Annotated in this window: 14 protein-coding genes and 2 pseudogenes; 8 read left to right on the top strand and 8 right to left on the bottom strand. The window is 68.6% G+C overall.

What is annotated here, in order from left to right; all coding sequences use genetic code 11:
* The first annotated feature begins 355 nt into the window (after positions 1–355).
* On the top strand, positions 356–487 hold the full coding sequence (locus FCI23_RS43880; protein ID WP_407646118.1) for a hypothetical protein: 132 nt from the start codon (positions 356–358) through the stop codon (positions 485–487).
* Positions 488–567: 80 nt separating this feature from the next.
* On the opposite strand, the gene FCI23_RS43885 is transcribed toward FCI23_RS43880, so the two are convergent.
* A complete protein-coding gene (locus FCI23_RS43885) occupies positions 568–981 on the bottom strand; it encodes an ATP-binding protein (RefSeq protein WP_136729645.1) in 414 nt (137 codons plus the stop codon).
* A gap of 656 nt (positions 982–1637) precedes the next feature.
* Here FCI23_RS43885 and FCI23_RS43890 point away from each other — a divergent pair.
* Both FCI23_RS43890 and FCI23_RS57360 read left to right on the top strand, forming a co-directional pair.
* A complete protein-coding gene (locus tag FCI23_RS43890) occupies positions 1638–1976 on the top strand; it encodes a MerR family transcriptional regulator (protein WP_136729646.1) in 339 nt (112 codons plus the stop codon).
* A gap of 288 nt (positions 1977–2264) precedes the next feature.
* On the top strand, positions 2265–2582 hold the full coding sequence (locus FCI23_RS57360; protein WP_169317237.1) for a hypothetical protein: 318 nt from the start codon (positions 2265–2267) through the stop codon (positions 2580–2582).
* 59 nt (positions 2583–2641) lie between these two features.
* On the opposite strand, the gene FCI23_RS43900 is transcribed toward FCI23_RS57360, so the two are convergent.
* Positions 2642–2848, bottom strand: a complete 207-nt coding sequence (locus FCI23_RS43900; protein ID WP_136729647.1) for a hypothetical protein — start codon at positions 2846–2848, stop codon at positions 2642–2644.
* A gap of 723 nt (positions 2849–3571) precedes the next feature.
* Between FCI23_RS43900 and FCI23_RS43905 the strand changes: the two genes are divergently transcribed.
* The 4 genes and pseudogenes from FCI23_RS43905 to FCI23_RS57365 all read left to right on the top strand — a co-directional run bounded on the left by FCI23_RS43905 (position 3572) and on the right by FCI23_RS57365 (position 7849).
* The gene (locus FCI23_RS43905; RefSeq protein ID WP_246144642.1) at positions 3572–4198 is read left to right on the top strand and encodes an MEDS domain-containing protein; all 627 of its coding nucleotides are present in this window, start codon (positions 3572–3574) and stop codon (positions 4196–4198) included.
* Entirely contained in the window at positions 4198–6258 is a 2061-nt protein-coding gene (locus FCI23_RS43910; RefSeq protein WP_136729648.1) for an ATP-binding SpoIIE family protein phosphatase, read from the top strand. The genes FCI23_RS43905 and FCI23_RS43910 overlap by 1 nt, the downstream gene beginning before the upstream one ends.
* Positions 6259–6751: 493 nt before the next feature.
* A pseudogene (locus FCI23_RS43915) lies at positions 6752–7488 on the top strand (VIT1/CCC1 transporter family protein).
* A 202-nt stretch (positions 7489–7690) separates the two neighbouring features.
* Entirely contained in the window at positions 7691–7849 is a 159-nt protein-coding gene (locus FCI23_RS57365) for a hypothetical protein (protein ID WP_169317238.1), read from the top strand.
* A gap of 124 nt (positions 7850–7973) precedes the next feature.
* Here FCI23_RS57365 and FCI23_RS43920 read toward each other — a convergent pair whose 3' ends face one another.
* The 3 genes and pseudogenes from FCI23_RS43920 to FCI23_RS43930 all read right to left on the bottom strand — a co-directional run bounded on the left by FCI23_RS43920 (position 7974) and on the right by FCI23_RS43930 (position 9300).
* Complete coding sequence (locus tag FCI23_RS43920; protein ID WP_136729649.1) at positions 7974–8306, bottom strand: putative quinol monooxygenase; 333 nt, start codon at positions 8304–8306, stop codon at positions 7974–7976.
* A 244-nt stretch (positions 8307–8550) separates the two neighbouring features.
* Positions 8551–8760: pseudogene (locus FCI23_RS61170) on the bottom strand (PhoU domain-containing protein); the annotation flags it as partial.
* Positions 8761–9102: 342 nt separating this feature from the next.
* Positions 9103–9300 carry a hypothetical protein gene (locus FCI23_RS43930; RefSeq protein WP_136729651.1) on the bottom strand — a complete coding sequence of 66 codons (198 nt, stop codon included), beginning with the start codon at positions 9298–9300 and terminating at the stop codon, positions 9103–9105.
* 175 nt (positions 9301–9475) lie between these two features.
* Here FCI23_RS43930 and FCI23_RS64220 point away from each other — a divergent pair, with 175 nt between their 5' ends.
* The gene (locus FCI23_RS64220) at positions 9476–9904 is read left to right on the top strand and encodes a hypothetical protein (protein WP_407646119.1); all 429 of its coding nucleotides are present in this window, start codon (positions 9476–9478) and stop codon (positions 9902–9904) included.
* Here the strand turns inward: FCI23_RS64220 and FCI23_RS43940 are convergent.
* The 3 genes from FCI23_RS43940 to FCI23_RS43950 form a co-directional block, all read right to left on the bottom strand.
* Complete coding sequence (locus tag FCI23_RS43940; protein WP_136729652.1) at positions 9840–10046, bottom strand: cold-shock protein; 207 nt, start codon at positions 10044–10046, stop codon at positions 9840–9842. The two genes, FCI23_RS64220 and FCI23_RS43940, sit on opposite strands and share 65 nt — an antisense overlap.
* Positions 10028–10522, bottom strand: a complete 495-nt coding sequence (locus FCI23_RS43945; RefSeq protein ID WP_169317239.1) for a Cap15 family cyclic dinucleotide receptor domain-containing protein — start codon at positions 10520–10522, stop codon at positions 10028–10030. Before FCI23_RS43945 ends, FCI23_RS43940 begins: the two co-directional genes overlap by 19 nt.
* 299 nt (positions 10523–10821) lie before the next feature.
* A partial coding sequence (locus FCI23_RS43950) for an SRPBCC domain-containing protein (RefSeq protein ID WP_211265720.1) occupies positions 10822–11048 on the bottom strand: 227 nt, incomplete at its 5' end.

An 11048-nucleotide genomic window follows, 5' to 3' on the forward strand; every position in this document is an offset into this window, starting at 1 on the left:
CCTCCGGCGTTGGGGCTGTGAGGTTCATAGGCCATTCCCAGGTGGCACGCGGTGTGCTGTGAGGGTAGGACGCTGCGAGGTACGCCGAGGACCCGTCCGGCCGATGAGCCGGTCGGCGTCGGCCAGCGCGTCGCTGTCGGGTTGGTGGGATAGGGCGTAGGTGCGGGCGGTGACGGCGGCCGCCAGCGCTGCGGCGGCGGTGGGTGCGGTGCCGGCGGTGACGGCGCCGGAGTGAGCCGGGCAGGCCGGGTCGCCAGGTGGGCGGTTTCCCGCCACTGCTGGCCCCCGCGGCAGGCGGCCACTGCTGCTCTCCCACCTCGACACCGGCCGGCGCAGCGCGTTCGTCCTCACGCAGTTGCTCGACCTGTCCTACGAGGAGGCGGCGCAGGTGTGTGGCTGCCCCGTCACCATCCGGTCCCGCGTTGCGCGGGCCCGAGCCGACCTCATCAAGGCGCTGGGCGCGGACCGGGCGGCACCGCCCTCGTGAGCGATGCCGGGCGGGTAGTCGTCGACGAACGTGGGCCGGTCCATTGCCCCCAGCTTCCCCCTCCGGCCTTGCGGGCGGAGCTATCGGGTGAGGCGGGCGTGGATGGTTTTGCCGGGGCGGTCCGGTGTGATGGACAGCTGTCTGGTGAGGTGGCGGACCATGTGCCAGCCGAAGCCGCCGCTGCTGTCGTCGAGGTCGGGGGTGCGCTCGCGGGGGGGTGCCGGGTTGGGGTCGCTGACGGAGACGGTCACGGTGTCTGGGCCGGCGGACAGGACGAGGGTATACCGGCCGCCGCCGTGACGCAGTGCGTTGGTGACAAGCTCGGACACCACCAGGACGAGAGTGTCGGCCGTGGTGGGGTCAGGCGCCGGGGTGAGGCTGTCGGTGAAAGCACGGGCGGCGTCGCGGGTGCGGTGGATGGCGTCCGGGCTGTCCCCTTGCACCACCACGGCCGGTGCGGGAATCGGGATGTCGGTGGTCTTCGTGCTGTTCAAGCGTGTACCTCCCGCCTGTATCGGTTGTACCCGCTGTACGGTGCCAGGCAGTCAGCGTGCCCGCTCCGGTCGGCCTTCAACCCCGGTGGCGCGCTTTTCGGTGCAGTTTTCCTGAGGGTGCGGACGAGGGAAGCCTCCCCTCCTGTGCACGGAAAATCTGTCGTGGCGGAAGTAGACATGTGGGCTTGTCGGGGGTTAATGTCTTCCTCGTAGCCAAGACAGCGAGTGAGGCGCGGCAGAGACGAACTGCCGCGCATGCAGGAACGTCAGGTGGTGGCACGGCAGTGGAGTGGCGGGGCCGGAAGCGTGTCGGGGCTCCCTCACTGGCTGCCGGGCCGGGCGGCTCACAGGGGCCGCCAGCGTTACGCAGGAACTGCAGTAATCAGGTTGATCAGAGGTAAGAGAAGGAGGCAGACGCCATCAGGATCGCCCGGGCGAGCACGTGTTCGGCCCGGGTACCGCAGGCCCCGGAACGGAAGGTGGTCCCACGGTCACGCATTCGCGATCCCCGCACTCGCTCCCACCCCCCCCCGGGGCGATGGTGCGGAAACGATAGGTCGGCACGGCAGTAAGCCGACAGATGGTGTTGCAGTCCTCGGGGCCCTGGTGTCGTACGGCACCAGGGCCCCTCGATGCGTTCCATAACAGAGGTGCAAGTGACCATAGAAAACTCTTTCGGTCCTCTCGATGACGACGACTATCCCGCCTACACCATGGGACGGGCTGCCGAAATGCTCGGCACCACCCCCGCTTTCCTCCGGGCCATCGGCGAAGCCCGCTTGATCACCCCTTTGCGCTCCGAAGGCGGACACCGCCGCTACTCCCGCTACCAGCTGCGCATCGCTGCCCGCGCCCGCGAACTCGTCGACCAGGGCACCCCGGTCGAGGCGGCTTGTCGCATCGTCATCCTCCAAGACCAGCTCGAGCAAGCCCAGCGCATCAACGAAGAACTGCGCCACCCCGCCACCGAGCCCCGTCCCAAGACCCATGCCTGACCAGGGAGGTCCGCCGCACATGCGGCCTGCCCGGCGCTGCAGCTCCGTGGCCAGCGCCGGCGGCCTGCTGCAGCTCACCGCTCCCATTAGGCGGACACGGCCACCGGCCACGTGGACACGTCGGCGCGTACGTCGGCCATGATCTGGCCGACGTGGTCTTCGAGCTCCTGGATGCACTCGATGAGGAACCACGCGGCTCCGTACGCGGCAGCGGCTCCGCCACCGGGGCCGGGGGCGCACCAGCGCCGCAGGGGTGCGGCCCCATGAGGTGGCCAGCGGGGTCAGGACGTGGTCGGCGCCGCAGCCTTCGTGCTCGTCGGGCACGAGCGTGAGGTAGTCGGCGAGCAGCAGGGCGCCGGACTCGCCCATCAGGTCGGCCAGCGCCTCGCCGTCCCGGTGGAACTCCTCCCTCGCGGCCGCGGGGTCCTCGCTCCCGCCGCCGTGGTCGACCAGCTCCAGGTAGGCCACCGCCCGCAGGATCTCCTCCTGGGTGAGCTCGGGCCGCTACGACGTCGCCGCCATGACGACTCCTGTGTGCGGGCCGCGCACCCAATGTGCCCGGCTATTCCCGTTCGACGCGGACCCACGCGTATCCGGTGCGCGTAACCGGCAGACGCAGGGAGAGCGGCGAGGCAGGAGCTTCGAGGGCGCAGGATGCCGCAGAGTCAGGGCGTCTGGGCCGGCAGCGTCCACTGGTCCACCAGACGTCTGGCCCGGGCGACGTCCTTGGCGAAGACCAGCACCACAAGGCGCCACTGCGGCCGGGCCGTGCGCTGCCCATCCGTGCAGGGAGCCGTCGTTGACCGGATCCCCACGACATCAAGGAACTTGCGGACTTCCAACGCGGCGGCCGGGGTAGCGACGCGCGCCACCGGGAGCAACAACCCGTAGGGCAACGGTCGAGACCGCCTTCGCCGGGCCCGTGCGCGCACACCCGCCACATCTCACCTCTGGGACCACCGCAGGGACAAATAACCAACTTCCCCCCATTACACAACGTGAGAATGTAACCACAGAGCGTGCATCCCAACATCCGGTTCCGGCTGTATGTCTTCAGCCGTGTCCGCCGGATACGCACCGCCGAGGCAGCCAGCGGGCACCAACGCCGCTGATCACGCAGAGACGTGACCGGGCCCCGGCCGATGAGCGGGCAACCCACCAGAACAACTTTGCCGAATGAGCACAACGGGTGATCGGCACCCGGGCGAGCGTCTGACGGGACCCGACCCAGGAGCTGACGTAGTCTCGGCTCGTCGATCTCACAGGTGCGGAGAAGTGCATTACCCAAGCCCGCTCGTGATCGCGGTCTCGGCACCCTGCGCCGCTCGAAAATGCGATTCTGGGGCCTCACTGGAAAACTCTGCCATGGCGCCTTGGCGCCCTTGGCGGCTCAGCGGTCGGCTGGAGTTGCACAGGAGTTGCCCCGGTCTGATGGACGGGCTTGCGGACTATGCCGCGGATGGGGTGAGGCTAACCGATGCCTCGGCGGTGTGTCTGTCGACGTTCGTACTCGGCGGGCTGAGGTGACCGTTCGCTGATAACACGATCGCGGACTCCGCACAAGTCGGGACGGCTCACCCCGCACTATGCTGGCGGTGAGAGAGGAAGCGATACCGATGGTGCTCGACTCCATAGCCGTGGGGCCTTCCGGCCTCCAGGTTTCCCCGGGTGACCACGTGTGTGTCTTCTACCCGAGCCTGGCCGACCGCGACGAGATCCTGATCCCTTACCTGCGGGAAGGTCTGCAGGCCAACCACAAGTGCATCTGCATCGTGGACGCCACTGACCCTGAGGCGGTACTCGACACCCTTGGCGCCGAGGTCGCATCGGCCTTGGTTCAACGGCAGCTGGAGGTGCACCGCTCGCAGGACACCTATCTGCGCGATGGTGCCTTTTCCGCCGAGACGATGCTGGAGTTCTGGAAGCACAGCAGCGACGCAACCCGCCAGGGCGGGTTCAGCTTCACCCGTGCGATCGGAGAGACGACCTGGGCGCTGAGTTATATGCCCCACATCGAGGAGCTGGCGAGGTACGAGGCGAGGCTGAACCAGTTCCTGCCAGGCTATCCGCAGGTAACGCTCTGCATGTACGAGCTCGACCGGTTCAGCGGCGCGTTCCTGGTGGACGTGCTCAAGACCCATCCCAAGATCCTCATCGGGGGCATGGTGCTCGACAACCCCTACTACCTCGACCCCGACGAGTTCCTCGCCTTCAGGCAGTGATGTCGACCGTTCCCGCCGATCACACAGCCGGGGATATAGAGCTGCGCGACCAGCTGTCGAACCTGCAGGGTCTGCTCATGCTCTCGATGGTGATGACCGAGAGCGAAAGCGAGGACAAGATCCTTCACCTTGCGGCTACTACGGTTTCCTCTCTCAGCCGGTGCCGCATGGTGGGCGTGTACCTCGGCGAGGACGGGTGGCAAGCCGACGTTACGCATCCGTCCTCCGAAGGTGTGCGGGCCGATATCGAGGCACAACTCTGCGCTCTTGGTCCCAGCGGCGGGGCGGTCACGATCCCGGACCAGGCGTGGGGCTGGGCCCTGACGCTGCGCGGCCTTCACGAGCACATCGGTTACTGCGTGGTGTCGGCGCCCGAGGTGCCCTCCCGGGCCACGCAGTTCCTGCTGCGTGTGCTCGCCCAACAGACCGGGGTGGCACTGGTCAACACCCGGCTGCACACGAGAGAGCGGGCGACTGCCGAAAAGCTGCGCGGCACGAATGCCGCGCTGGCCGCGGCAGTGGGAGCCCTGGAGCACACCATCCACATCCACGACCGGTTGACTCGGGTCGCGGTGGCCGGGGAGGGGCAGGAAGGGATCGCTCGTGCCGTGCACGAGCTCACCGGGTACCCGGTCGCCATTGAGGACCGCCACGGAAACCTGCGGGTGTGGGCAGGCCCGAACCGCCCCGACCCATATCCCAGGGCTCCGCGGAATCGGCGTGATCAGATGCTGCGCCGCGCTCTTCGTGAGGGGCGGCCGATCCGGGAGGGCGGCCGGCTTGTGGCCGTTGCCAGCCCCGGTGCTGACGTACTTGGTGTGCTCGCCCTGGTGGACCCCGCCAGGACGGCCCGGGAGTGGGAGCAGATCGCGCTCGAGCACGGTGCCACCGTCCTCGCCATGGAACTCGCCCAGCACACAGCATCCCTCGCGTTGCAGCGCAGCCTTCTCCCACGTGAGCTGACCGGGGGGACCGCCCTGGAGGTGGCATCGTCCTACCTCCCGGCGGGCGCTCCGAGCGGTGTGGGCGGTGACTGGTTCGACGTCATCCCCCTCTCCGGGGCCCGGGTCGCCCTGGTCGTCGGCGATGTGGTCGGCCACGGGATCAATGCGGCAGCCACCATGGGGCGGCTCCGTACGGCAGTGCGCACGCTCGCCGACCTCGATTTGCCGCCCGACGAACTGCTGGCCCACCTGGACGACCTGGTCATCAGCCTCGCGGAGCAGGAAGGCGGCGACGGTGAGGAGGCCGAGGGCGCCGCGGCCATGGGAGCCAGGTGCTTGTACGCCGTCTACGACCCGGTCACCCAGCGGTGCACGATGGCTCGTGCCGGCCACCTGCCGCCTGCCCTCGTCCGGCCGGACGGCACCGTCACCTTCCCCGAGCTGCCGACCGGACCACCACTCGGGCTCGGGACCCTGCCCTTTGAATCCGCCGACTTCGAACTGCCCGAGGGCACCTTGATCGCCCTGTACACCGATGGCCTCCTCGGATCCTGCGGCCAGGACATCGACGCGGAAGTCGCCCGGCTGGGAGAGGCCCTCGCCCGGCCCGGCCCGACCCTGGATGCGGTCTGCGGTGGCGCGGTCCGGGCCATGCTGACCAGCCCGCCGTCCGACGATGTGGTCTTGCTCCTCGCCCGCACCCATGTCCTCGGCCGGGACCAGGTCGCCTCCTGGGACCTGGCCGCCGACCCCGCAGTCGTCGCGAGCGCCCGGAACCTGGTCAGCGCGCAGCTCACGGCATGGGGCCTGGACGACCTGGGGTTCACCACCGAACTCATCATCAGCGAACTGGTTACCAATGCCATCCGCTACGGTATGGAGCCCATCCGCCTACGCCTGATCCGGCAGGGCGTCCTGATCTGCGAGGTCTCGGACGGCAGCAGTACCTCACCTCGCCTGCGGCACGCCCGCACCACCGACGAAGGCGGCCGCGGCCTGTTTCTCGTCGCGCAGTTCACCCGGCGCTGGGGCACCCGCTACACCACGCCCGGCAAGATCATCTGGGCCGAACAGAACCTTCCGCCAACGGGATCGGCACCAGGCTGGTCCCTGTGACCGCCCGTCGACCTGCCGAGCAAGCGTCGGCGTGAGACTGAAGGACCCGAAGCAGCCCGTTCGCGGACTCATCCCAGAGCGTCAGCACGCCCAGGTTCGCGGCAAGCTCGTGGCCGGTGCCGTGGTCCAGCTCGCCGGGAGCGCAGCCCTGCTGCTACTCGACTCCTCCACCCCCGTGTGCGTGCGGGTCCTCGTCGGCGCGGTCATCGGCATCCCCCACGGCCGCTTGTGCGACAGATTGGGCGTGGTCCATCCATGGGACGCCTGGGAACGCGCCGCAGGCACAGCGCAGCCGGCGGCCTGCCTCCAGTGGAGTTCGAACGCAATCAGCGAAGCACGCACCAGTGATGCGACTGTCATTCGCTACCCCAATGGTTGCTTGAACGTTCCTTCGGCCCCGCACTCGGGCTATTCACCAACTGCGGTGCGGAGGACGTGGAAGAGGCTGCGCAAAGATGGTCGATGAGTTCACCACCTGCAGACAGGGCTGATCATGAAGATTTTCAGACAGGATACTCAGCAGGTTCGGGCCGATGGCCCGGTTCGGCCTGGCCATGAGCATCGGGACGTGTCGGGGGGCTGGCTGCGCGCGGCGGTGTTCGGCGCCACGGACGGGCTGGTCACCAATGCCAGTCTGATCGCCGGGGTGGGGGCGGCGGCGGGGCTCATCACACCATCGTGTTGACCGGGATGGCAGGGCTGGTCGCCGGCGCATTCTCGATGGCCACCGGGGAGTACATCTCGGTGATCACGCAGAACGAGGCGATCCACGCCGAGGTCGCCGTCGAGAAGTCGGCGCTGAAGCAGGACCCGCAGGCCGAGATCGCCGAACTCGCCGAGGCGTATATCGCGCGGGGCATCAGCAGGGCCACCGCGGAGTCCTTCGCCACCGAGCTGGCCGAGTGCCCAAATCAGGCTCTACGCGTCCATGTCCAGGAGGAACTCGGCGTGGACGCCCAGAAACTGCCGGGGGCCTGGACTGCCGCGATCAGCAGCTTCGCGAGCTTCGCGCTGGGGGCGCTGCTGCCGCTGCTGCCATACCTGTTGGGCCTGACCTCGCTGCCGATCGCGCTGGCCGTGGCCGCCGGAGCGCTGGCCGCAGCCGGCGCCGTGGCCGCCAGCCTCACCGGCCGCTCCCCGGTACGCAGCGGCCTGCGCCAGTTGGCCCTGGGCGCTTTGGCGGTGGGCGCTACCTACCTCATCGGCCACCTGCTCGGCGCCACCGCCTGACAGTGATGATCTACGTAGCGGCACTGCTGGTGGGTCTGACCCACCGCCTGACTGACGTCTCGACTGTCTTCTTTGGGATTTGTCGGCCCACCAGGGGTGTCACTACGCACGCGGCCGGACGGGCGCGTGCGCCGCCGCGACAGCGGTCGCCTCGGGGCGAGCCACCGGCAGCCTGAAGAGCCGCACAGGCACAGTGGAGGCTGTGCGTGTCCTGCGCGTCGCACGCCGCAGCGCGGTCAAGGCCCGCACCCAGGCGATGAACCAGATCCGCGGAGTACTCGTCAGCGCGCCCGCCGTGCTGCGCGAGCAGGTAGCGGACCTGTCCCGGGCCGCGCTGATACGGGCTGCGGCCCGGCGGTGACCTGTCGGGCCCACTGAGACTCAGTGGACTGGCGTGAGGGCCGCATGCGGCACAGGCCCCGAGAACCGATTGCTGCCGCAGTCCGGTGAGCAGCGGCTGGACCTGGCGCGCGATGCGACGCGGATCAGGCTCGCGGCGGCACAGCCAGCTCGCCCAGCAGCGACCAGTCGTCCTGGGGCACGGTGGCGTTGATGATCTTGGGCGTCTCCGCTAGATAGCGCGGCAGCGTCTGCTGGGCTGTCTTGAAGTGCTCGGACTGCACGTGGGCGACCCCCGCCTCCTCGTCGCGGAACGCCTCGACCAGCACGTACTCCGTGGGGTCCTCCAGGCTGCGCGACCAGTCGTACCACTTACACCCCGGCTCGGCGCGGGTCGCCTGCGTGAAGTCGTGAGAAATCTGCGGCCACTGGTCCGCGTACTCCGGCAGTACCCGGAACTTCGCCGTGATGACGATCATGGATCTCCTCCGATAGGCAGGGCTGCCTGACCGGGCGTGAACCCAGTCTATCGATCGAGCAGGACGGCGCCGCCGGGGACCACGCGGGCCGCGCGCCACGTCGGTCCCCATCGTCCAGAAGGGCGAGTTCTGCTCGAAGCCGACCTCACCGTCGCCCGCACGGGCCTGCGCCGCGTGATCTGGAGCAAGCGTTTCTCGCACCGACGTGGACCGCCGGCCAGGTGCGAAGGGACCGTTCCGCGGATCAGGTGCCGACGTCGGCCCCGGTGGCCAGGAAGATGACTCGGTTGGCGACCTTCACGGCGTGGTCAGCGAAGCGCTCGTAGTACCGGTTGAGCAGCGTCAGGTCCACGGCGGCCTCCATGGCGTGGGGCCATGCATCGTCGGTCATGTGCTGGAAGGTGCTGCGGTGGACGTCGTCCATGGCATCGTCGTCGAAACGCAGTTCCACCGCGGCCTGGGGATGGAGCGAGTGGAGGCGGGAGTCGGCCTTCGGCCGTCGGGGTCTCTCCAGGCCGGGAGGCACCGGTCCCCTGCCAGTCTTCCGGTCGCGCGGTACAGCGAGCGGGGTTACACAGGCATCGCGAACGACCGGGACTCCTATCGCCACGGCCAGAAGGTGCCCGAAAGCGGCATCTACCAGTGCAATTGTGGCCAAGGCCACGAGTACACACGGACGTGAAGGGCCACGCGCCGCCTCGGAGTCCCAGAACATCGAGGTGAGCACGACTCGGGACGGACCAAGCCGGCCGCGAACCCGAAGCGTGCGAACTTCGACCACCGAACCGGTGCACCCCTACTCCTCGCCGACGACGACGTTCATGCGGCAGCTGACCTTGTCGCCGAACACGCCCAGGATCGTCGTGTCGCAGTACAGGGCCCGGCCCGCGATCCAGGCCTGCACCGCGATGACCTCCTCCATCGGCCCCCGCATCTCAACGACGACGACGCGCGGATGGAGCGAGGCCAGCGAATCATCGCAGAGGACATCCATGCCCGGGATCAACGCAGCATGCGACGGCAGGACACGCCGGAGACCTGGCCGCAGAACCGGTTCCGCCCCCTGCCGCGCGCAAGAGGGGAGTGGGTGAAACCCCGGGGCCCGCTCACCGTCGGACCCGGCCCGCCGCCCCGCACGCACGACGCGCAACCGGATTTTGTAGGGCGACATGCTCGTGCTCTACACCGACGGCGTCATCGAGGCCCGCTCACCGACCGGGGCCTTCTACCCCCTTGCCGAGCGGGTCGCCTCCTTCCCCCCGCTTCCGGCCCCGACGAAGGCTGGGGGGTGCCTCGCCAAGGGGAATGCAGGCCGCTCACCGCCGACGGCCCGCCGCCAGTTCGGGGAGGCCAAGGCGCGGGCCGTCGACCCCGGGGTGGCGGGGTTGCGCAGCGCGGGTGCGGTCCGAGAGGTGCGGTGCGCGGTCGGTGAGTTCGCCGGGCCAGGTGCGGTGGGCTGTGATGCAGCACGCGCGGCAGCACGCGGCGGCGAGGGCCTGGTGGTCGACGACGGCGCGGCCAGCCGACCGTGTTCTACGTCGCGGGAACGACGTTTCCCGCTTCGTGGCCTTTGGGGCCCTGGGTTACCTCGTACTTGACCACGTCTCCCTTATTCAGCTCCTTGAAGCCGCTGGTCTGGATAGCGGAGTAGTGCACGAACAGGTCCGGGCCGCCGTCATCCCGTGTGATAAAACCGAAGCCCTTGTCCGCGCTGAACCACTTCACCTTGCCTGTTGCCATTGGCCACGTTCCTCCATCCCATGCCACGGCATGTCCTTGACGTGCCGACCGCAGCCCCATCGCGACTCCGGCTCCCAAATGTTCCCCACCCGCTTACAGCGAAGCGCGCCATGACACGCGCGCAACTCCGATGAGACGCACTCAAATGTCCCGTCTCTACACCCGGCACGACACCAGGGTGTGGCGGTGTCCGCCGCTGCGCCCTGGGCGAAGGTGCTGTAGTCGGAGGTCCGGCCGATCAAAACCAGGTCCATGTCGCCGGCGGTGAAGCGGTCGGTGTAGTAGCGGCCAGCGAGCTCCGTCGGAATCCGGCCTGCCAGGTTCAGGCGGCAGGCGCCGGTGTGGCGGCGGCTGCGCCGCTGGTGGGCGGCCTGCGGGGTGTTCTCGTAGAGGAACCGCAGTTCGGTGATGCCGGAGCCGCCGGTCTTCTCCACGGTCGCGTTGCTGGAGCGGGAGCTGCTCTCCGCAGTACGCAGTGTGGCGTGTCCAGAAGGACTGTTCGATGGTCAGGTAGGCCCGGAGGGGGCCGCGGTTCCCGCCGGTGGCTCTGTCAGTGAGTGTTGAGGCCAGTGGTAGGTGAGTTCCGACCCCTCTTGGCGCGCCGAAAAGCGTGTAAGTGAGTTCTGACTCTACTGGGGGCCGGCGCGGGACGCCGACACCGATCACCTCATCGCCTTCGTCGGCGACCGGCTGGCCGAGGAGGAGCAGAACGCTGACCTGTTCCACGAACTGGCCTGCACTCTCATAGAGAACCGGGACGAGTAGTCGCGTCCCCTCAGTTACCTACGGAGCTGCCGCTGCCCCGCCCCCGCTCAGCTGATCGCCCATGCTTGTTCGCCTCAACGAGCTGGGCGAGGTTTGCCAGTGCCATGCGTGTGCCCGTCTCATTGTCGGCGGCGGGCACACTGTCAGGAATCCCTTCGTGCACAACGAGGACATCAGTGCCGCCGCCTGCATCGGTGAGCGTGGTCGTCATCGTCATCGTGCCGCGAAATGCGGGAT

The sequence above is a fragment of the Actinacidiphila oryziradicis genome (assembly GCF_005047355.1).
In the GTDB taxonomy this organism is placed as follows: domain Bacteria; phylum Actinomycetota; class Actinomycetes; order Streptomycetales; family Streptomycetaceae; genus Actinacidiphila; species Actinacidiphila oryziradicis.